27 protein-coding genes are annotated in these 21,835 nt (G+C 36.0%); 5 read left to right on the top strand and 22 right to left on the bottom strand.

Annotated features, from left to right (window positions below; genetic code table 11):
- Positions 1-553 precede the first annotated feature (553 nt).
- From HNQ43_RS09165 to HNQ43_RS02490, 4 genes are read left to right on the top strand one after another with little or no spacing between them, the layout of a single operon-like run.
- Positions 554-1,015, top strand: coding sequence for a helix-turn-helix domain-containing protein (locus tag HNQ43_RS09165; RefSeq protein ID WP_244957022.1), 462 nt, complete (start codon positions 554-556; stop codon positions 1,013-1,015).
- The gene (gene istA, locus HNQ43_RS09170; protein ID WP_244957023.1) at positions 984-1,544 is read left to right on the top strand and encodes an IS21 family transposase; all 561 of its coding nucleotides are present in this window, start codon (positions 984-986) and stop codon (positions 1,542-1,544) included. The genes HNQ43_RS09165 and istA overlap by 32 nt, the downstream gene beginning before the upstream one ends.
- Positions 1,545-1,589: 45 nt before the next feature.
- Positions 1,590-2,105 carry a Mu transposase domain-containing protein gene (locus tag HNQ43_RS09175; protein ID WP_425321250.1) on the top strand — a complete coding sequence of 172 codons (516 nt, stop codon included), beginning with the start codon at positions 1,590-1,592 and terminating at the stop codon, positions 2,103-2,105.
- On the top strand, positions 2,098-2,451 hold the full coding sequence (locus HNQ43_RS02490; protein ID WP_183374451.1) for an ATP-binding protein: 354 nt from the start codon (positions 2,098-2,100) through the stop codon (positions 2,449-2,451). The genes HNQ43_RS09175 and HNQ43_RS02490 overlap by 8 nt, the downstream gene beginning before the upstream one ends.
- Positions 2,452-3,081: 630 nt before the next feature.
- On the opposite strand, the gene HNQ43_RS02495 is transcribed toward HNQ43_RS02490, so the two are convergent.
- From HNQ43_RS02495 to hxlA, 3 genes are read right to left on the bottom strand one after another with little or no spacing between them, the layout of a single operon-like run.
- Positions 3,082-3,435 (bottom strand): cupin domain-containing protein, encoded by a 354-nt coding sequence (locus tag HNQ43_RS02495; protein ID WP_183374453.1) that lies wholly within the window; start codon positions 3,433-3,435, stop codon positions 3,082-3,084.
- A gap of 3 nt (positions 3,436-3,438) precedes the next feature.
- The gene (gene hxlB, locus HNQ43_RS02500; RefSeq protein WP_183374455.1) at positions 3,439-3,999 is read right to left on the bottom strand and encodes a 6-phospho-3-hexuloisomerase; all 561 of its coding nucleotides are present in this window, start codon (positions 3,997-3,999) and stop codon (positions 3,439-3,441) included.
- 9 nt (positions 4,000-4,008) lie between these two features.
- A complete protein-coding gene (gene hxlA, locus HNQ43_RS02505) occupies positions 4,009-4,635 on the bottom strand; it encodes a 3-hexulose-6-phosphate synthase (protein WP_183374457.1) in 627 nt (208 codons plus the stop codon).
- Between the two features lie 158 nt (positions 4,636-4,793).
- On the opposite strand from hxlA, the gene HNQ43_RS02510 reads away from it, so the two are divergent.
- Complete coding sequence (locus HNQ43_RS02510) at positions 4,794-5,558, top strand: DeoR/GlpR family DNA-binding transcription regulator (protein WP_183374459.1); 765 nt, start codon at positions 4,794-4,796, stop codon at positions 5,556-5,558.
- 179 nt (positions 5,559-5,737) lie between these two features.
- Here HNQ43_RS02510 and HNQ43_RS02515 read toward each other — a convergent pair whose 3' ends face one another.
- The 19 genes from HNQ43_RS02515 to rpsO all read right to left on the bottom strand — a co-directional run bounded on the left by HNQ43_RS02515 (position 5,738) and on the right by rpsO (position 21,818).
- Positions 5,738-6,034: an HU family DNA-binding protein gene (locus HNQ43_RS02515; protein ID WP_183374461.1), complete on the bottom strand. Its 297-nt coding sequence runs from the start codon at positions 6,032-6,034 to the stop codon at positions 5,738-5,740.
- A 1-nt stretch (position 6,035) separates the two neighbouring features.
- Positions 6,036-7,031: an NAD(P)H-dependent glycerol-3-phosphate dehydrogenase gene (locus tag HNQ43_RS02520; RefSeq protein WP_183374463.1), complete on the bottom strand. Its 996-nt coding sequence runs from the start codon at positions 7,029-7,031 to the stop codon at positions 6,036-6,038.
- Between the two features lie 5 nt (positions 7,032-7,036).
- Positions 7,037-8,344, bottom strand: coding sequence for a ribosome biogenesis GTPase Der (gene der, locus HNQ43_RS02525; protein ID WP_183374465.1), 1,308 nt, complete (start codon positions 8,342-8,344; stop codon positions 7,037-7,039).
- A gap of 22 nt (positions 8,345-8,366) precedes the next feature.
- Complete coding sequence (cmk, locus tag HNQ43_RS02530) at positions 8,367-9,023, bottom strand: (d)CMP kinase (protein WP_183374467.1); 657 nt, start codon at positions 9,021-9,023, stop codon at positions 8,367-8,369.
- Positions 9,024-9,028: 5 nt separating this feature from the next.
- Positions 9,029-9,940, bottom strand: coding sequence for a hypothetical protein (locus HNQ43_RS02535; protein ID WP_183374469.1), 912 nt, complete (start codon positions 9,938-9,940; stop codon positions 9,029-9,031).
- Between the two features lie 76 nt (positions 9,941-10,016).
- Positions 10,017-10,748 carry a DNA repair protein RecO gene (recO, locus tag HNQ43_RS02540; RefSeq protein ID WP_183374471.1) on the bottom strand — a complete coding sequence of 244 codons (732 nt, stop codon included), beginning with the start codon at positions 10,746-10,748 and terminating at the stop codon, positions 10,017-10,019.
- Positions 10,738-11,634: a GTPase Era gene (era, locus tag HNQ43_RS02545; RefSeq protein WP_183374473.1), complete on the bottom strand. Its 897-nt coding sequence runs from the start codon at positions 11,632-11,634 to the stop codon at positions 10,738-10,740. Before era ends, recO begins: the two co-directional genes overlap by 11 nt.
- A gap of 11 nt (positions 11,635-11,645) precedes the next feature.
- Positions 11,646-11,990, bottom strand: a complete 345-nt coding sequence (locus HNQ43_RS02550) for a diacylglycerol kinase family protein (RefSeq protein WP_183374475.1) — start codon at positions 11,988-11,990, stop codon at positions 11,646-11,648.
- Positions 11,971-12,426, bottom strand: a complete 456-nt coding sequence (gene ybeY, locus HNQ43_RS02555) for an rRNA maturation RNase YbeY (protein WP_183374477.1) — start codon at positions 12,424-12,426, stop codon at positions 11,971-11,973. Before ybeY ends, HNQ43_RS02550 begins: the two co-directional genes overlap by 20 nt.
- Before the next feature lie 332 nt (positions 12,427-12,758).
- A complete protein-coding gene (locus HNQ43_RS02560) occupies positions 12,759-13,772 on the bottom strand; it encodes a LacI family DNA-binding transcriptional regulator (RefSeq protein ID WP_183374479.1) in 1,014 nt (337 codons plus the stop codon).
- Between the two features lie 2 nt (positions 13,773-13,774).
- Positions 13,775-14,353, bottom strand: a complete 579-nt coding sequence (locus tag HNQ43_RS02565; protein ID WP_183374481.1) for a hypothetical protein — start codon at positions 14,351-14,353, stop codon at positions 13,775-13,777.
- Positions 14,350-14,736 carry a histidine kinase gene (locus HNQ43_RS02570; protein WP_183374483.1) on the bottom strand — a complete coding sequence of 129 codons (387 nt, stop codon included), beginning with the start codon at positions 14,734-14,736 and terminating at the stop codon, positions 14,350-14,352. The genes HNQ43_RS02565 and HNQ43_RS02570 overlap by 4 nt, the downstream gene beginning before the upstream one ends.
- A gap of 179 nt (positions 14,737-14,915) precedes the next feature.
- Positions 14,916-16,241 carry a UDP-N-acetylmuramate--L-alanine ligase gene (locus HNQ43_RS02575; RefSeq protein WP_183374485.1) on the bottom strand — a complete coding sequence of 442 codons (1,326 nt, stop codon included), beginning with the start codon at positions 16,239-16,241 and terminating at the stop codon, positions 14,916-14,918.
- 16 nt (positions 16,242-16,257) lie between these two features.
- The gene (locus HNQ43_RS02580) at positions 16,258-16,911 is read right to left on the bottom strand and encodes a hypothetical protein (protein ID WP_183374487.1); all 654 of its coding nucleotides are present in this window, start codon (positions 16,909-16,911) and stop codon (positions 16,258-16,260) included.
- A gap of 2 nt (positions 16,912-16,913) precedes the next feature.
- A complete protein-coding gene (locus HNQ43_RS02585; protein ID WP_183374489.1) occupies positions 16,914-17,243 on the bottom strand; it encodes a thioredoxin family protein in 330 nt (109 codons plus the stop codon).
- Positions 17,240-17,872 carry a tRNA (guanosine(46)-N7)-methyltransferase TrmB gene (gene trmB / locus HNQ43_RS02590; protein WP_337955359.1) on the bottom strand — a complete coding sequence of 211 codons (633 nt, stop codon included), beginning with the start codon at positions 17,870-17,872 and terminating at the stop codon, positions 17,240-17,242. Before trmB ends, HNQ43_RS02585 begins: the two co-directional genes overlap by 4 nt.
- Before the next feature lie 7 nt (positions 17,873-17,879).
- Positions 17,880-19,256, bottom strand: coding sequence for a dipeptidase PepV (pepV, locus tag HNQ43_RS02595; RefSeq protein WP_183374493.1), 1,377 nt, complete (start codon positions 19,254-19,256; stop codon positions 17,880-17,882).
- A 96-nt stretch (positions 19,257-19,352) separates the two neighbouring features.
- Positions 19,353-21,482, bottom strand: a complete 2,130-nt coding sequence (gene pnp, locus HNQ43_RS02600; protein WP_183374495.1) for a polyribonucleotide nucleotidyltransferase — start codon at positions 21,480-21,482, stop codon at positions 19,353-19,355.
- Positions 21,483-21,551: 69 nt separating this feature from the next.
- On the bottom strand, positions 21,552-21,818 hold the full coding sequence (gene rpsO, locus HNQ43_RS02605; RefSeq protein ID WP_183374497.1) for a 30S ribosomal protein S15: 267 nt from the start codon (positions 21,816-21,818) through the stop codon (positions 21,552-21,554).
- Between the last annotated feature and the right edge of the window lie 17 nt (positions 21,819-21,835).

The raw sequence follows: 21,835 nt of genomic DNA on the forward strand, positions 1-21,835 counted from the left end.
TTTATTCAAGGATCGTATCGATCAGTACATACGGCTTTAAGATAAAAGCTCTATAAAAAGTAGCCAGGCAACTCTGAAAGAGCTACCTGGCTTTTGGTGCATATGCGAGATTGGTTTGTCCAAAATAAGATACTTCAGATAGTGTCAACAGGTAATTAAAAAATTACTTACACACTTTTCTTGACAAACCCCAATTAATATTATAATGTTTGTTAAGTGAAGAAATCAAATTTGATATGTTATTTATAACACTTTTTTTAAAACAAAATGTTTTATAATTAATATAATCTTTTTCTGCACAAGTGCATTCTAAATTAGAATTTATTACTGATTATTACGGAGTGAGAAGTCCACTCAATACGGCAAAATAAGTCCATGTATTACGGTGACGAAGTCCATTTGATTCGTTATACAAGTCCATCAGAAATTAAATTTTTTATCATGATCATTTATAAGTGGCGTAGCCTGGTTTTATTCTATCCTCTTGTTCTATAAGATATGTATGCGATGCTTATCGCATTTTAATATCTTGTGGAATCGGAGGTGTTTTTTTATGCGAGATGTTAAAAGAGTTTTGGAAATGAGATCTCAAAACCATAGTCAGCGAGATATTGCGCGCGCCACAAAAGTATCAAGAGATACAGTTAGAAAAATATTCAATGCCGCTGACTCTAAAAAAATCTGTTGGTCATCTATTCAAGAAATTAGTGAATACGATGTCCAAAAACTATTGTTCGAAGAAGAGGTGAAAATCAATCTGTCAATCAAGCAGCCGGATTTCGACTATGTTCATAAGGAACTGTTAAAACCCGGCACGACGATCAAACTGTTGTGGGAAGAATATGCAGATGCTTGTCGGTCCATCAATGTCCCTTTCTATCAGTACAGTTACTTTTGTGAAAGATATCGTGATCACGTGAAAAAGCACAACCTGACCATGCATATCAATCACAAGCCAGGTGATAAGATGATGGTGGATTGGAATGGAACATGGAACATGTATGTACATTTATGATCGGTACACCGGTGAAAGAATCACTGCTTATCTATTTGAAGCCACCCTTCCATTCAGTATGTGCAGCTTTGTCCGTGCCTGTCCGAGCATGAAGATCGGCGACTGGATCGATTGCCATATCCACGCTTTCCGGTATTTTGAAGGTGTTACCCGATTACTTGTCCCCGACAATCTGAAAACCGGGGTTATCTCCAACAGAAAATATGAAGATCCTGTTCTCAACAAGTCCTATCAGGAAATGGCAGATCACTATGATACGACAATACTTCCTACCAGAGTACGTAGGCCGAAAGATAAAGCAGCGGTTGAGAGTGCGGTCGGAGATTGTACGATAGCTATCGTTGGAAAACTTAGAAATCGAAAGTTTTTTTCATTCGAAGAACTGAATGAAGCGATACTCAAAGAATTGGATACGTTTAATTCAAAACCTTTTCAAAAGAAGGAAGGCTCTAGAAAATCGGTCTACATGGATGAAGAATTTCCATTTATGAAACCTTTACCGAAATACCCTTTTGAATTGAGTGAATGAAAGCGTGCCAAAGTCCAGCTTAATTATCATATATCGGTTGAAAAAATAAACTATTCCGTTCCCTATGAATATGTCGGTCATTATGTGGATGTGAAACTCACAAAACGTTCGGTGACCGTCTACTATAAGATGAACCAGGTATGTTCCCATGATCGTCTTTATGGACGGATCAATCAATATTCAACCAATGAGAGCCATATGCCGGAAAAACATCAAAGATTCCTCTGGAACAAGGACCGTTTTATACGATGGGCCGCTTCAATCGGTGAAAGTACAACGACAGTCGTCCAGAAATTATTCAACCGATATAAAGTGGAGGAACAGGCCTATAAGGGGTGTATGTCCCTTCTGAAATTATCGGATAAATATGGAAAGACTAGACTGGAAGATGCGTGTCAATTGGCGTTGGAGCACATCAGCCAGCCTAGCTATAGAAATATTAGAATGATACTGCAGTCAAATCAAGACAGGAAGAAGAAAACCCAAACTTCTCAAAAGGAGACCGTCGAGTATGCCTTTGTGAGAGGGAAAGACTATTATGGAGGAAAACGGAATGGATAGAAAAGAATTGATCATGAAACTCAAACAAATGAAGTTACCGGTCATAGCGGAACGATATGAAATGCAGTCATCCGATCCTGATTACAGCCAGCTATCGTTCGATGAAAGATTTGGCGAAATGATAGACATGGAATATGACAGTCGAATCAATCATACGATAGAGAAAAATATCAGAAACGCTAAATTCTATGATTCTACAGCGAACTTAGAATCTATTGACTATAATCCTGAAAGACAATTGAACTGTTCCCAGATGGAAGAACTGGCAACCAATAGATATATCGACAACGGATTAAATATAATATTCGTAGGTGCATCTGGATGCACCGATAATAATGATATTTAATCCATTTTAATATTCTTTTTAATCTAAAACTGGATTTGGAATTTTCAACTCTACCATAATATGCCTCTCTTCTCTACAAGAATTATAACAAATGGAATTAGTTGCTATAAGATTCAAACTAACAAAGATATACTAAACGAAATATCATTCCTAGTTTGAACAAATATTAGGATTATGCTAAAACTAACTTGTAGGAAGTGTTTTAGGCCCCTTATTTGGCCTTAGGCACTTCCTACTTTTTGTATGCATAATTTGATGATTCTCACTTGTTATACATTTGATATTTCTGCCATCTTACGTTATACATACAAACAATCATATCAGTCTAATTTTTGTAAAGCTTTATAATAGCTTTCATTACATCTATAAAAAGTAATTTTGGTCTGCAAAGTCAAACGCTGATCTTTTTTTAAATTAGAGACGAAAATTCAGAATATTGGAAACGGGATTAATTCTCTGATGGTGATAAAACGTAAATTTGAAGTGATAAAATAAAAGTGCCAGGATGTTACCCAAAGCTCAGGAGTCTTAAATAATACATTCAAAAATCGGAGATGATCCGAGAAGCAAAATACAATATATTACAATAAAAATAACTAAGATGAAAATCTATATCATCTTGGTTATGTATCATCGGTTATAATCATCTTCAATACGTACTACATCATCAAGATGAGGCGTGCTCACTTCGATAATTGTAGTATCTTCTAAAGCTGTATTTCTGTGACGATAAGTTGGTGGATTGTGAATGATCTCTCCTGGGCCATAAATATGAGTTTCCAATTCTCTATTCTCATTATCTTCTAATACTTCCAGCTTACCGCTTAGGATATAGATATGTTCCTCTTTTTTATGATGGTATTGGAAAGAACACCTTTGTCCTTTTTTAAAGAATATTTCTTTTAGGGCATAGTTATCTGTAACAGCGATCCATTTTTCATAACCCCATGGTTTTTCTACATATTTATTTAATTCTACTTTCATATCCTACTCCATATTGGCATGACGACCAAACATTGTATCCGAGTCCATTCCTTTTCTTTCCATTAACATCATGATGGAAATATCCATAAAGATTCCCTCTGATTGTTCAAATAAAGAACCCATAGGTTGAATGGATACGACTTCTCCTTGTTTAGCACTTTTAGGACTTGGAGCACTTATTTCAACAACTACATCAGCTATCTTAGCAATTGTTGATTCGGGATTAATGGTAATTAAAGCCACCTTAGCCCCAACTTCTTTGGCTTTCATCGCATGGTTGACTAAACTCTTAGTTTCTCCAGAGCCACTGCAAACAACTAAAAGTCCATCTTCCTTGATATTTGGTGTGCATGTTTCTCCAACGACATAGCTGGCTTTTCCCATATGCATCAGACGCATTGCGAATCCTTTGATTTGAAATCCGCTTCTCCCTGCTCCTGCGCAAAACACTTCATCTGCTGCATCAACCAATTCTACAAATTCTTCTGCAGAGTTTGTATCAATTTTTGTCAGTGTATGTGTTAGTTCATTCAATACCCTTTTTGCATATTCTTGATTATTCATACTTTCCTCCTACTTTAAATGAGATTTCATTTCTTTTGAAGTGGCAGCACGATCTTTAGCGTTACAGATAGCTCCACCAACTACGATTATTTCAGCACCTTCATTTACGATGTCATCGATCGTTGCAAGTTTTACACCTCCAGCAACTGCACTTTTGGCGTTCTTGATGACTTTATTAACGATCTTTAATTCTTCTAAAGGATCTTTTCCGCTTGCCTGTACATCAAATGCAGTATGAACGCAAATATAATCAACACCCATTTCATCAATCTCGATTGTTCGTTTTTCTAAATCTTTTACCGCAATCATATCTACCATGATTTTTTTGCCATATTTCTTAGCAGAACGTACACAGCCCTCAATAGTTTCGTCATTGCTGACACCTAAAACAGTGACAATGTCAGCTCCAGCTTCAAAACACTTATCTGCTTCAAATTCACCAGCATCCATGATCTTTGCATCAGCTAAAACTTCGATATTATCAAATTTTTCTTTAATAGCGCGAACTGGAACCATACCCTCTTCAATAATAAAGGGTGTTCCCACTTCGGCAATATCGATATACCCCTTTGTTTCTTCTAATAATTCTAGACACTCATCTAAACTCAATGTATCCAGCGCAGCTTGTAACTTCATAATGTTCCTCCTATCTGACATCCATAGAATAGTCAATTTTGTACTTAAAAACAATAAAAATATTGGTATTTCCCAAATAAAAACAATATAATATTGGAAATACAACTATTTTGCCAATATTAAAAATATATTGCCAATTTATTACCAAGGAGGTATCTATGTCAAAATCATCATTATCAAGACAAAACGAGATTTATCAGAGCATTTTGTCAAAAGGCAGAATCTACGTCAGCGAATTAAGTGAATCATTCCATGTGAGCACAGAAACGATTCGAAAAGATCTTGATATTTTAGAACAGCAAGGATTGATTTTAAAGAAACATGGATATGCGGAAATCATGAATGATTATTTCCAATTACCATTAAACGTAAAAATTTCAGAACACGCCTTAGCAAAACAAGCTATTGCGAAAAGAGCTCTTGAATATATCAAAGATAACTCCATGATTTTTCTTGACCCCGGAAGTACTACACTTGCTCTAGCTAAATATCTTCCCTTAAAGAAAGGATTGACCATTGTTACTAATTCATTAGCTATTGCACAACTTGTTTCTGATATGAAACACGATTTGATTTTTACTGGAGGAAAGCTGCAAAGAAAAGGAAAAGCTTTTGTTGGCGCTTTTACCGCCAACAATATCGATGCGATTCAAATTGACACTGCTTTTATGGGTTGTGATGGATTTCTGAATACTGATGGGCCAACAACATTTTCATTTGAAGAAGTTTTGATCAAACAACATGTCATTAAAAAAGCATCTCAAAAGATTTTACTTTGTGATGCTTCTAAATTTAAAAAAACTGGAACATACACCTTTGCCAGCTTTAAAGATTACGATATTATAATTACAAATCCGGTTTCAAACAAGGAAAAAGAACTGATTAAAGATGCAAAAGACGTTATATATATTCAAGCTGAATAACGTCTTTCAATGTTAATATGAAATGGTTCTACTTTCCCTATAATCATACCCCTCAATAAAAGACTAAAAAAGATCCACCTAAAATGATGGATCTGGATTATAGAAGCATACCAATCAGCATCGAAACAATGATTAATATACAAAATAAAACAATAAAAAATCTTTTGATAATCGACATATTAATCTTCTTTTGAATTACAAATCTTTTTTAAACTTATACTAGGTTTAAACTTTGGCAATTTTGTCGCATGAATCATCATTTTTTCTTTTGTAACAGGATTAATTCCCATGCGCTCTTTACGATCAAAAATCACGAACTTGCCAAATCCAGCAATATCTACTTCACCTTCTTGTGCTAGAGCATCTGTGATCTCTTTAAAAATGAGCTCGACGGCATGCCCGGCTTCTTTGCGTGAAATCTTTAAATCATTATGAATGGTTTCTGTTAAAGATTCCTTATTTACAAATTTCGCCATATTAGAATTCCCTTTTTAATTCGCGTAACATTAAATCTGAAGCACATGTTTTAGGTTCTTTTCCCTCAAACAAAATTTGATAGACTTCTTCACAAATCGGCATATCAATACCATGCTGACTGGCCACACGATGAACAATTTTAGCTGTACGTACGCCTTCTACTGTCTTCTTATTGTTTTTTAAAAAATTTTCAACCGTATTTTCCTTTCCAATCTGATATCCAGCTTGGAAATTACGAGAATGAACGCTGGAGCACGTAACAATCAAATCTCCAATTCCAGTGAGGCCCATAAAAGTTTGTTCTTTGCCACCAAAAGCTGTACCATATCGAATCATTTCTTGAAGGCCTCTAGTAATAAGAGCAGCTCTCGTATTGTCCTGGTAACCAAGGCCAGACAAGATTCCAGAAGCAATCGCCATAACGTTTTTAATAGCTACTCCTAATTCGCTGCCGACCTCATCATCCCCTGTATATATTCTTAGATATTGATTCGAGAAAAGTTCTTGTATCGTTTGAGAATCCTCTTCCTTTAGACTAACGGCATCGATCGTAGTTAATAAACGAATGACTACTTCTTCTGCATGGCTAGGACCGATCAAAGAGACAACACTACTTAAATGATCAGGTGAAATCGAGCGACGAATAACTTCGGACATTCTTTCGTTCGTTTCTGGATGAAAACCTTTTGAAACATTTACAATAATGACTTTTTTCGATAATAACGGATCAATTTGTTGACAAATCGATTCAATCGCAATCGTTGGAACCGCTAATAAAACAATATCTGCATCCTGAACAACTGTTAAATCTAAGGTTGCTTTTAATTCCGGATTTAGCAAAACATCATTAAAATATTTTGAATTCTTATGATTGTTATTGATATCTTCAATTTCAGAAGATTCAATACCATATAAGATGACATCCTGGTGATTATCTTGAAGTACTTGCGCTAATGCAGTTCCCCAGCTTCCACTTCCAACAATAACAGTTTTCATACAAATCAACTCTTCTTTCTAGCTAAAATTCGAATCGGAGTACCTTCAAACCCGAAAGCTTCACGAATCTTGTTTTCAATATAACGTTTGTAACTAAAATGTAACAATTCAGGATCATTGACAAACAAAACAAAGGTAGGCGGTTCAACACCGACTTGACTGGAGTAATATATTTTTAGTTGTTTTCCATTATGCGGCTTGGCTGGGTTCATCATTTGAGCATCCAAAATGACATCATTTAATACATTCGTTTGAATACGTAGTGTACAATTGTCATGAACTTGTTGGATTGCCGGCAATATTTGATTGATCTTTTGACCAGTCAAGGCAGAGACAAACACAATAGGAGCATAGTCTAAATAGAGAAAATGTGCTCGAATCTCCTTAGTTATCTTCTGCATGGTCTTATCGTCTTTTTCTACAGTATCCCATTTATTATAGACGATGATGACACCCTTCCCGGCTTCATGCGCCAATCCAGCCACATGTTTATCTTGCTCACGAATACCTAATGATCCATCAATTAAGAACAATACAACATTGCTGCGATCAATTGCGTTCAAAGCACGAAGTATCGAATATTTTTCAATATCTTCATAGATTTTTCCTTTTTTTCGGATTCCGGCTGTATCGATAATAATATACTCTTCCCCTTCGTATTTAAAGGGCGTGTCAATTGCATCACGTGTTGTACCTTCTATATTCGATACGATGACTCGATCTTCTTTTAAGATAGCATTGACCAAAGAGCTTTTTCCCACATTAGGTCTTCCAATGACACAAAATGAGGTCATTCCATCATAGCTGGAGATATTTTTGGGCGGCATGATCTCGGTTACTTTATCTAAGACATCACCGATACCAATTCCGTGGACACTGCTGATGCAGAAAAGATCTCCAAGGCCCAGAGAGTAAAACTCAAAAGCATCCATCTGTAATTTTTCATTGTCAACTTTATTTACAACAAGAAGGACTGGTTTGTTTGAACGTACTAGTTTTTTAGCAATTGCCATATCATCAGACATGACACCTTCTTTAGACGAAACCAAGAAAAGTATTACATCCGCTTCTTCAATCGCAATATCAACTTGCATATTGATTTCTTCGGCAAAAGGTTGTTCATCGATTTGTATACCGCCAGTATCAATAACACGATAAGTTTGTGTCAACCATTCCACTTCGCCGTAAATTCGATCCCGTGTAACTCCAGGAGTATCATCTACGATGCTTTTTCGCTGACCGATCAAGCGATTAAAGAATGTAGATTTACCGACATTGGGTCGACCAACTATTGCAATCGTTCCCTTGATCATAGAATCACTCCTTTCTTATCTATTACACTATATCTTCAATAATATCCTCTATTTTATTAAGGACCTCTTCAATTGTGAGGTCTGAAGTATCCACCACAACAGCATCTTCGGCAATTCTTAGTGGTGAATTCTTCCTATGCATATCTTGATAATCTCTCGCTACGATATCCTGGAAAATCGTTTCATAATCTGCATCTATACCCTTTTGCACATATTCATCGTAACGGCGCTGTGCTCTTGCCTTGCTTGAGGCATCCATATAGATTTTAACTTCGGCATCAGGTAAAACAACCGTACAAATATCTCTTCCATCCAAAATAAATCCTTTATTTTTCGCAATCTCTTGCTGTAAAAAGACTAACTTTTTTCGCACGGCTTCCAGTTTTGATATTTTCGAAGCTGCCATGGAAATTTCATTTAAACGAATTGAGTTTGTTACATCTTCCTGATTTAAATAAACTCGATCCTGATCAAATGCAATCTGAATAGAATCCAAAGCATTCTGTACCGATTCTGAATCATTTAAATCAATTTGATTGTTCTTGAAATAGTAAGCGACACAACGATACATAGCCCCAGTATCTAAGTGTGTCATATGATAATGCTGAGCTAAAAGATTTGCGATCGTACTTTTTCCAACCCCGCTAGGGCCATCGATTGCAATGTTAAATTTGCCCATAACACTTAAGCTCCTATCTGTGTCAAAAAATACAAAGTAGCAGCAATGCTTGCTAATAATAAGATAACTAAAACAACAAGAATTACGTTAACGATCATTCCAGAGCGACTTTTAGGCTCTTTTTCCATATCCTCAATATCACGTGTACTCATGCGAATTTTGGCAGATGGCATATCTGGTGAAACAGTCTTTCTTTTTTCAGATTTCTTGGATTTTGATGACTTTTTCACTCTTTTCGATTGAACAGGCTCTTGATCCGCCTCTTTTACTTCTGCCTGAGTAGAAGGCTTGGTATCAAATAAGGATAAATGATCTGTATCAATCGTATCATCAACCAAAAAATCATTATTTCCTAAGAATACGCTTTTATTTTCATCATGAGAAAGAGTGATTGAGTCTTCCTCTGCCCGCTCTTGTTCAACCTCTGGAACAGAAACAGTCTCTGGCTTTGTCATTACTGGATTGATGCGCGTCAATTTTTGATTCGGCATATATGTCGCAACACCATCTACATCCATAGCTGGTTTTGACATTCGCATCGTAGTTCCTGATTCTTCTTCATCAACTGGTAAAATATGTGTATTTCGTCTAGTGATACCAGAGCGAGAGTCTAACTGATGCAAAATGTTGATTTGTGTATCGTCGGTATAACGGTTTCCTTTTTCAATGTTATACTGTTTCACTTCTCCTAAAAGATCTTCCATTACGGGACTCTGTTTAGGGGCATCTTCATAAGTAAATGTTGAAGTGGCAGCATGATGGTCACTGGCATGTGATAATGCTTTATGTTGTGTACGCGAAAGGCGTGCAAAGCCTGTTTGTTGATTGATCTTATCTTCTTGAGCAGCTGTTGTTTCTTCATCCAGCCGGTTTCTCAATTCTTGATATCTTTTCGTTCTTGATAATTTTTCTGCCATAAAATCCTCCTAAAGCATTCTTTACTATTATACAAAATCTATGATAGAAATTCTATAATTCCTTTATAGTTCTGATTTAGGCTAAGGAATTGATACTCATAATCTGTTTGACGAAATCTAGACTTTTTAAATGAATCTGTGCATAATACTCAAACCATTCACACCAATAAATAACGTCTCGCAACAAAAACTGAAATCGTTCTTTACAAAGATCAATGTCCTTTTCCCGAGCGTGAAAAATCGAATAGATCTTGATTAACTCTTCTTTCGTGTCGGTTTTCTTTTTCCTATTACAGTCAGAGCACAAAAAACCACCCTGCGCCTTGCTTAAAACTTGTAAATGATCTGTTCTTTGACAAAGTATACAACCATCTGTATATGGCTGAATTCCTTCGTTGATCAAGATTTCCTTTAATAACCAAACCACACAAAAATAAAAGTCCTGGTCTGGTTTCACAACCGAACGAAAAACGGATAATAAATCATTTAAATAGGTAGGATGCGTGTCTATTTTTAAAATAATATCGCGCAAAACAAAAGCTAAACTTTGCCGTAGAAGATTGTTATGGAAAGGAAAAAAATCAATGCATGTTCCATGAAGAAGCAATGTAAAGCCTTGGGATCTTGAATGAATCTGCCATCGAACATAAGAAAAACACTGTGCACAGCTCTTTAGTTTGGAAGAGGATTTTTGAAAACCGCGAATCCTTACGGTTATTATTTTTGTATCTGTTAAGAGCCAAGCAAGAGCATCATTTTCTTTATAATCTTGAATTTTTAATACGATCCCCTCTGCTTCAGTCATCATTGAATTCATCCAATCCAAATTCTTTGATTTTTAAATCTTTATTTCTCCAGTTTTTTTCGACGCGAACATAAAGATCGAGAGTAACAGGACATTTAAATTTATCTTTTAACTCTTTCTGAGCAGAAAGTCTGATTTTTTTTATCATGCTTCCTTGTTTTCCAATCAAAATTCCTTTTTGCGAGTTTCGATCAACAACGATGACAGCTTCTAAATAAAGATGATTATCTCTATTATCTTTGTTCTCCAATAAAACCGCCACACTGTGAGGAATTTCCTCTTTCGTATTAAATAGTATTTTCTCGCGGATAATCTCTGTAATTTGGAAATCTTCTCCGTGATCACTCTTCATCTCTTCCGGATATAAAGGAGTGCCTTCAGGTAAAATGTCTTTGATGACATTTAATAATTCTTGCAAATTATCCTGTTCCTTTGCACTGATAGGTATAATTGCATGAAAAGAAGCTTTCTGATTCCACGAAATCAAAACATTCATTAGTTCCTCTTTAGACAATAAATCAATTTTATTAAGAATCAAAATAATCTTTTTTTGCATAGAATCGAGCCTATCTAAAATAAATGCATCTCCTTTTCCAAAAGATTGATTCGCGTCAACGATCCAAGTGATACAATCACAATCTTCCATAGCCATGTATGCATTTTTATTTAAAACTCTACCCAATTGTTGTTGTGGTTTATGAATACCTGGAGTATCAACAAAAACAAACTGTGCATCATCCTGGGTCAAGATGCCAGCAATATTATTTCTTGTTGTATTCGGTTTATCGGACATGATTGCGATTTTTTCCTTTAACAGTGCATTCATCAAAGTACTTTTACCAACATTAGGTCGTCCTATAATGGCAATAAATCCTGATTTATATGACATAAATATCTCTCCTAGAATAACTTTGGCAAGAAAATCATCAAACCAATAGCAGCGCTCATGACACTGATCAACAAAACAGCCGCTGCTGCCATATCCTTAATTTTCTTCCCTTGGGGTGTATGTTTTAAAGAAATATAATCTACTAGATTTTCTATGCAAGAATTAACAATTTCCGCAAAAATTACAGCGCAAATGCAAATTAAAATTAAAATCCATTCTAGAACTGTCAACCGGAAAAGAAACCCTGCAATTATTACGATTAAGCCAAAAACAAATTGTAATAGGATGCTGCGATCCATTAACGCATATCGAAATCCACTAAAAGCATATTTAAATCTACCTTTTAACCAGTTCATCCAAAATCACATCCTGTAAATGGAACATCTCTTGTTCTTCATCCGGTTTCATATGATCGTATCCTAATAAATGTAGTAGACCATGGCAAAAGAGAAAACAAGCCTCTCTTCTTTTAGTATGTCCATATTCATTTGCCTGATCTGTAATGGCTTGGACATTGATAAAAATATCCCCTAATTCATTTTCTTCTTCTTCAAGCAAAACATTCGACATATCATCGTGCAAAGCAAAACTTATAACATCCGTACTTCTATCGATGCTGCGATAGGTACGATTGATCTCGTGAATTTCTTCAGGTGTTACAAAAATCACACTCAAAATATAATCGTTTTCTAATTGGAGAACATCACACGTTCTTTTCAAAATTGCTAAAAAATCTTTTTTATAACGATAGACATTTGCATCTTTTGCTTGATTGATCAAAACTACTTCCATACACGATATTATACACTACAATAGTGAAAACCTCTACTTTCTAGTTATCTTGTTCAGTACTGAAAAATAGCGATAAAACTTTTACAAGCTTTTAAGAGCCCTTTGCATATTGAAAGATTAACGATTTTTAAATTTGTATCATAAAAGAAAACCTAGCAGAGATAGTTTCCAACTAGGTATATTATAATTCTATTTTTTTAGATATAGTGTTTAAACACCTTTTTTAAACTCCAATTTATAAAAATATTCCAACTTTTTTCTCATTAATCACAGTATAGAAGTTATCCTACTAAAAAAGGAAGATCATTGCGTTAAAGATCTTCCCAAAAAAACTAATTTGTTGTTCCTTTTGGAATAAAGGAGTAGCCAAGTTCGATCTGTTTACTATCTTTATTTTTGATAGAATCATCATCAACTAACATTTTCGTTAACAGACGCATAGATACTGCTCCCATATCATATTCCGGAATATTAAAGGTTGAGATATTAGGACGAGTCATTGATAAATACTTGTTGTTTAAAATGCATACCATCTGACAATCATCTGGAATCTTATATCCAGCTTCTTGGCAGGCGTTCAATAGAGCGATTGCCTGAGAATCACGGAATGTAAATACAAATTGACTCGGCTTATGGCTTTTAAAATAATCAGTTAAAAAGTTATAGGAACTCTTATAAGTGTCATCATAAGAAATATATTTTTTGAATTCCAGACCTTTTTTTGTAAACGCCTTTTCAATGCCAGAGCGCAATTGAGCCATCATGCTCAAGTTCAATTTATCCTCAACCAAGGAAATATCAGTGATTCCCTTATCAAACAGCTGATTGACCATATCATAGGCCATTTGTTCAAAGTTTACATAGACATTCCCTACATTATCGATTCCGGTTTCAGCTAATTGACTGCCTACGACCACCATAGGAATTTGATATTCCTGTAAAACTTCCATTTCATCTTCCGAGAAGTTATCATTGAAAAGAATAACTCCATCAACATGGGATTTTATAATGGATTCAATAACATCTTGCATCTTTGAAATACCTTTTGATGTCGTATGAAACATTATATTGTAATTGTATATTTTCGCAACATCCATCAAACCGTTTAGGATTTTACCATTGTAAGCAAATAATTTTTCGCTCATTACGATTGATACAGTCGTAGTTTTGGAAAGTGCCAAACCTTGAGCGATTGCATTCGGTTTATATCCTAATTTTTCAATAGCTTCTTGAACACGCTGTTTTGTATCTTCACGCACAACATTGCTGTCATTGATAACACGGCTGACAGTTGCCAAAGAGACATCAGCTTCTTTGGCAACATCATAAATGGTGATTCGTTTCATAATTATTCGGAATCCTCCTGTTTATTAGGTGTCTCAGTGTGATCTCTCTTATCAAAGAATTTTCGAATACCAGAGAAGACTGCATCATTCACCTTTTGAGTTACGTCTTCGGCAACATCCACAGCATTTTTCAAGTTTTCGCTCTCGCGTAAAACATCTAATTTTTGATCTGCCGTATCAACTATATTCTTTATGTTTTCGTTGCGCATTAAGACATCGGCACCAGCCTTTAATCCATCACCAATTAAAGATCCGGCTCCTACTAAGAAATCTTTTCCTGCAGACATGGTATTTTTAAACTGTTCAGAATTACTTATTTCAATAGCTTTGTCTTTTGTTGTTTTTAAAATACGAATGGATTCATCCTTAGCTTTATTCAAACCTTCCTTTACCTTTTCTGGTTCAGTATTATTTTTGATCCAGATTTGAAGATCATCAAAAATAGCTTTGATTTTTTCTTTCGCATCAGAAATAATTCTTTCATTCTCTGTATTATTTTCTTCCTCTAATGTTGAAAGCTCAGTTAATGCCTCTTCTTTTAACTCTTCTACCACATCTACTGTTTTGTTTTCTTCACTCATATGCTTTCCTCCTCTTTTTTATTTTCTGATGCTGAAACTATCGTTTCATTCACATCATTAGGAACATTGGAATTTTTTTGTTGAATCCAACTTTTTAGTTGATCCAAATTGGACATAACGAATGATGCCGTTGACTTTACAGCTTTTTTTGTTGTTTCGTGAACTTCATCCACTGTACGAGAGAGATTTTCAGCTGTCTGCAAAGGAACATCCAATTTACGAATTTGTTCTTCAGTCGTCGTTAGCGTTTTTGTCGCACTTTTTAACGTAACAAGCAATTCTTTTAGAATAAGAATCAAATATATTAATACGACAACACCTAAAACCGGTAAAATCCATCCGGCAACTTTAGCGATTGTAGAAAAAAACGTGTCTACTGTCAAATTACCACCTCTTTTTGTATTATAACATTTCCAAAATTCGATTTCTATTTATTTTTGAAAATATTTTCATATTGATGAAAACGCTTAAATCATTGAAAATAGTGATGAGAAAGTACTGTTATATAAATCTGAAAGAAAAAAGGACCTTATATTTCGATAAGATCCCATTGATAAAAAAACTATAATGAATCTGAAGATTCAATTTCTTTACACAACATATCCTTTAATAGATAAATATCTTTACTGGACATGAAAACATAAACTGCAGGGCCCATTTCTTTTAAAATTTTTGCTGAAGTTTCGTCAATATCTAATAATAGAGATCCAGGACATAAATCTAAAAGATCTTGAATGGTTACCGTGATCGAAGAATCTTCACGTACTGCATTTTTTGGAAAATCACAAAGAACAACTTGATCTGCTGTGTTTAGACTCTGAGCAAAGTCATCCAAAAAATATTGAAGACGAGAATAGCGATCGGGTTTATATAGAGCTACAATTTTATGATTCGGATATTTTTTTCGTGCAGAATCGATCATATACCGAACGGCTGTTGGATGATGAGCGTAATCATCGATCAAAACACTATCTTTTACTTCTTCAATCACAAAACGTCGAGCAATGCCTTTATAATCTTTTAAGCCTTGAACAATGTTTTCAACCGGCATTCCTAATACGTGACATAAAGCAAAACAACCTAAGGCATCTTGCAAGAAAGGATCTCCAACTTCTGATAGTTCTATGTGTGCAATCCGTTTTCCGTGGTATTCACAATCAAAACGCATCCCGAAAGGACCTTGTTCGATATGGGTAGCTCGATAATCGTTGTCGGGCCCTAATCCATAGGTTGAAACAGGTGTTGAGTATTTCAAATGGCGCAAATGAGGGTCGTCCCCAAATACAACACAATGCTTCTTTGTCTGCGATACAAAAGACTGAAATGCATTCAAATAGTCATCCATGTCTTTATAATAATCAACATGATCCAGTTCGATATTTGTAATAATAGAATAATCAGGATGATAAGCTAAAAAATGCCTTTGAAATTCACATGACTCTAAAACAAAATACTTTGCTTGCTTTGGCATATGGCCATGGCCATCTCCAATAAGATATCCAGTTGGTGCATAGTTAGGCAAAACAGTACCCAGAATTCCTGTTGTCGTTGATTTACCATGCGTACCCGCTACACAGATTGAATCATATGATTCAAGTAATTTACCTAAATATTCATTATAATAATATGTTTTTACGGTTGGATTTGCATACGCCGCTTTCACTTCAGGATTCGTTTGATCAAATGACAATCCGATGATTGCAGTATCGTGATCTTTGATGTTATTCGCATCAAATTTTGTGATCTCAATACCTCTTTTTTCCAGTTCATCTTGTGTAAATATATATTTCTCAATATCACTGCCATTTACTTCTTTGTTTTCGTCAAATAAAATCGTTGCCAAAGAAGCCATGCCGGTGCCTTTGATCCCGATAAAATGATAAGCCATAGAATATCACCTCGATTTAGTCTTCTTGAGAAAACAATGTTGTTTGCTGGTTCTTTTCTTTTGGCGCCGTCTCAAGCATATCATCTAGTGATAAAGAACTTTTTGAGGTTTTCCGTTCTGATTTGGCTGACTGGGTGTTCATTTTTGGAATGCGTCGAGCAGGCTGCACCACATCCAGTTTATCTCCGTACATTGGAGAAAGAACGGTCATATAATCTTCTGGTTGATCCGGCTTGTGTAGATCGATTGCATTATGAACTTTAGAATTATCCTTTTTATCTTCTTCCATATTTCCGAATATTGGAGAAATAATAGGTTTATATTCTAAATCTTCCTGTGAACGACGAATTTTCATTGTTTTAGAACGATCAAAATGATACGGTTTTTTTCTTGGCTTTGGTTCTTCACTGGCAATGCTGTCAACATCTAAGCCAGTAAATAAACTAGAATGTGTTTCTTCTCTTTTTTCGGTTGCTTGACCAAATTGTGCTATTTCAGGTTCTTGAATCGTCGTAGTATCTAAAGAAATCGCAGGTTCAACGAACGTTGGTTTCTCTTGTTTTACGACTTGGGGTTCCTGCTGTACAGAACGTTCTTCTTCAACTTCTGTTTCCGTCTCTTCTGGTTCAACTTCCTCGGTAAAAATTGCCTGCATTAAATCTTTAAACATTTTTATTCCCCCAAACTATTATTTTGATTTAGATAATCTTCAATTTCTTGTCTTGTTTTTCGCAAAGTAGAAACGAATCTAGAAATTTCTTTTCCATTTCTAAAGCTTACAAAGCTGGGAATGCCCATGATTTCCAGCTCTTGAGCCAGATCAATCATTTCATCACGATCGATCTCATAGAAGGTAAAATTTTCAAATTCCTTTTCAACTTCAGGCATAAAAGGTTTAATAAACATACAGTCACCACACCATTTTGTAGTAAATAACATAACACTGATGGTGGAAGCCTGAATTGCCCGATCAAACTCTTCTCTTGTATGAATTGTTATCATTTCGCATAATCTCCTTTTTTAAACACACAGCGGTAAATCGGTTGCCCTAAACGAATAAATTTTTCTTCATATTCCGTGATAGAATCTTCCGGATGCGGATCTCGTCGGTAATCAACAGAGAGTTCAGACAATACAAAGCCTGTATTTAAGAATTCAACTACTGAAAACTCGAAGAGTGGGCCGTTATCGGTTTTCATTTGTATTTCACCATATGAACTCAAAAGAGAGCGATATACATTTAAAAAACCAGAACTGCTGAGTCTTCGCTTGGCATAACGTTTCTTCGGCCACGGATCGCTAAAATTCAAATGTAAGACATCGATTTCCCCTGAATCAAACCATTGACCTAGATCAGCTGCATCTCCATGGATCAAAACCAAATTATCACATTCGGATTCATCAAATTTTTTTGCAGCGATTCCAGCAGCACTTTCATTCTTTTCCACCGCAATGAATAAATCATCCGGATAAAGCTTAGCCATTTCTAAGGAATAATTTCCTTTTCCACACCCAAGTTCTACATGGAGTTTCTTTTTATCTGAATGCCAGGAACCGCGTCTGTTTTCCGGATGAGCTGCCTTTTTTTTACTTTGTCCTAAATATTCAACAGCCCATTTTACTTTTCTCATTCTCATACTAACTACACAGTGAGACAATAGCCTCAGCATAGATTGCGATTGATAAAATCAAACTTTCCAGCTTGATTCCTTCATCGCGTTGATGACAACTGCCTACAAACTGATCGGTCGTTTTCTCATCATTTGGAAATTCCGGTCCAAAAGAAACAAAATTCTCAAATTTACGAGCGTATGTTCCCCCGCCCAAAGTATAGGCACAAGAGAAAGTATCGTTTGTATATTTTTGATATACTCTCATCAATTCTTTTACAAGATTCGATTGAGGATCTACAAATAAAGGAACCGAGTCACTTTCCATTTGCGGAACAACATGACTGTTTAATGTCTTGCAATGTAGGTCAAACTGTTCCATTATTTCCTGTGCATTCATGTCATTAGGATAACGTATATCAATTAAAATCTTCGTTTCATTATCCTCTATATCAATGATACCGGTATTCATGGTCAAGAAACCCATGTATAATCCTTGTTTATAGATTCCTAACGGCTTCCCTTGCCAATCTTTTAAAATTTTATAGAGATCTTGTGCCAATGTGTCATCATAGGAAGATCCAACAAAGTTTAACAAGTGCAGAGCGGCATTTTCACCAAGCCAAGGAGTCGCTGCATGTGCAAAAACACCATCGATATGGAAAGTTGTGTCCTCGATAGATCCAGTTAAACCATGTGATTTACAATAATAGGCAAACTCTTGTTTTTGTTTCTCAGTAATTGTATCCATTGTACAATCTGCTTTTCCAATTACGATATTGGGACGACTTCCAGCATGCATGGAACGAATTGCGGTTTTATCTGTCGATCGCAAAACAACATGAAGTCCGCCCTTTTCCCCGTATATTACCGGAAAGTCTGCATCAGGTACGAAACCGATATTTGGAATTTCAGCATGTTTCTTATAGTAATCCATGCACTCCATTCCGCTTTCTTCATCACATCCCGTAATCAGCATCACTCTGCGCTTTAAAGGAATGTTTTGTTCTTTTATAATCTTCAAAGCATAATAAGCAGCCAAAGCCGGACCCTTATCATCAACAACTCCACGTCCAAATACATACCCATCATCAACTGTAACTGTTAGTGGATCCTTGGTCCAGTCTTCGCCAACGGGAACAATATCCAAATGGCCTAAGATCCCTAATGTCTGTGTCTGTTGGCCATATTCGATGACTCCCGCATATCCGTCTATATCTTTTGTTTGAAAACCATCTCTTTGTCCTAAAGCCAGCATTGTATCCAAGGCTTTACGACAGTTTTCTCCAAAAGGCGCATTATCTGTCTTAGTTGAAAGATCTCGAGTAGATTCAATAGAAACAAGCGATTCAAGATCTTTTAAGTATTCATTTGTCTTTTCTTTTGCAAGTTTAATAAAGTCCATTTCGTCAACCCCTTCCACGGTATTTTACCATATTTGCCATTGACAAGAAATATAAGACTTCAAAAAAAAAGGAGATCAATCGATCTCCTTGAAGATTTATTCTTCTTCTTTTTTTGGCTTCGGCAATAACGCTTTTGCACTGACATTGATTCGACCTTTATTATCAATTTCTGTCACTTTAACATCGATCGTATCACCAAGTTTTAACACGTCTTCAACTTTTTCTACTCGATGATGCGAAATTTTTGAAATGTGCAATAAACCATCTGTATTTCCAAATAAATTGACGAATGCACCAAATTTTTCAATACGTACAACTTTTGCGGTATAAACATCCCCGACTTTAGCCTCACGAACGATTTCCGATATCATTTGTTTTGCCTTGTCGATGATATCGTAATCATGATGGTAAATGACAACTTTTCCATCATCGTCAATGTCGATCTTAACATTATCACATTCCGCAATAATTTCGTTGATCATCTTGCCGCCAGGTCCGATCACATCTTTGATCTTGTCTGGATCAATTTCCATCATAGCGATTTTTGGAGCATATGGGCTCAGTTCTTTTCGAGGCTCTGGGATACAAGCCAACATGTTATCTAAGATCTCAAAACGCGCCTTATGAGCCTGTGCCAAAGCTTCTTCGAAAATTTCTTTTGTAATTCCAGTTACTTTGATATCCATCTGTAAAGCAGTAATACCATTTTTTGTTCCGGCTACTTTAAAATCCATATCGCCAAAATGATCTTCCATACCTTGAATATCTGTTAATACTGTGTATTTGCCTGAATCATCATCCATGATCAATCCCATCGCAATACCAGCTACAGGAGCCTTTATTGGAACACCTGCTGCCATTAAAGACATAGTGCCGGCACAGATACTTGCCTGTGAACTGGAACCATTACTTTCCATAACATCCGCAACGGTACGAATCGTGTATGGGAATTCTTCCAATGAAGGAAGAACCTGCAATAAAGCTCTCTCCCCTAAAGCTCCATGTCCGATTTCGCGACGACCTGGACTTCCCATTCGTCCAGTTTCCCCTACACAGTATGGAGGGAAATTATAATGATGCATAAAACGTTTTGTTTCCACTTCAGTCAAATCATCAATGATCTGATTTTCGTTAATAGCTCCTAATGTAGTCGTTGAGAGAACTTGCGTTTCCCCGCGAGTAAACAAGGCAGATCCATGAACACGCGGCAATAAATCTACTTGTGAATTCAATGGACGAATCTCATCGATTGCACGACCATCCGGACGTACCTTATCTTCAATGATCAAACGGCGAACCTCATCCGCTTCAATAGAACGGCAAATTTCTTTGGTTTCTTTGACAGCTTTATTTTTGTCCGCTTCGCTGGCATACTCTTTAGCTTCGACCATTTGTACAGCTTCTTCTGTTAGTTCATCGATTTTTCCATATCTTTCCAATTTTTCTTTAATAGAAACTGCATCACGAATCTTTGTTTCAAACGAATTTCTAACTTCCCGGTCCAAATCTTCATTTACTGTATATAAAGGAACTTCTCGTTTTGTCTTGCCACAGGCTGCAACAATTTCTTCCTGGAAAGCACATAATTTTTTGATCTGTTCATGACCGAACATCAATGCCGCCAACATGTCTTCTTCGCTGACTTCTTTTGCGCCTGCTTCTACCATGTTTAAAGCTTGTTTTGTTCCAGCGACTGTCAGATCAATGTCGCTCAATGCAGTTTGCTCAACGCTTGGATTGCAAATGAGTTCCCCATTTACACGTCCTACTTTAACGCCCGCAATAGGTCCATTGAATGGAATATCGCTGATACACAGTGCCAAACTTGCTCCAAACATTGCAGACATTTCAGCAGAACAATCCTGATCAACGCTTAATACTGTGTTAACAACCTGAACTTCATTACGGAATCCTTCTGCAAACAAAGGACGGATCGGACGATCGATCATTCGAGCCGTTAATGTTGCGTGTTCGCTAGGACGACCTTCACGACGCAAGAAACCGCCAGGGATTTTACCGACGGAATATAATTTTTCTTCAAAACTTACAGTTAATGGAAAGAAGTCGATTCCTTCCTTAGGTTGGTTTGCTGCACAAGCAGTAGATAATGTCACCGTATCTCCATAACGGACTATCACGGCTCCATCCGCTTGTTTTGCAATCTCACCAGTTTCTACTGTGATCCCCCGACCACAGAACTCTAAATGAAACTCTTGTTTCGCCATACTTTACCTCTCTTTTTTTACCTTTGTAAGTGTACCATAAGAAATAAACAAAAAAAAGTAATCTTTCGATTACTTTCTCAGACCTAATTTAGAAATCAAAGTCTTATAACGTTCCAAATCTTTCTTCTTAAGGTAAGCTAACATGTTTTTACGGCGACCAACCATTTTCATCAAACCTCTTTGAGAATGATAATCATGTTTGTGTTCCTTAAAATGTTCAGTTAAACGATTGATTTGGGCAGTCAATACCGCAATCTGTACTTCAGGAGAACCAGTATCTCCTTCATGGATTGCATACTCTTTCATGATTGCTTGTTTTTCAGCTTTCAATAACATATTTCTTCCTCCTCTAA

The sequence above is a fragment of the Faecalicoccus acidiformans genome, assembly GCF_014202635.1.
Lineage (GTDB): Bacteria > Bacillota_I > Bacilli_A > Erysipelotrichales > Erysipelotrichaceae > Faecalicoccus > Faecalicoccus acidiformans.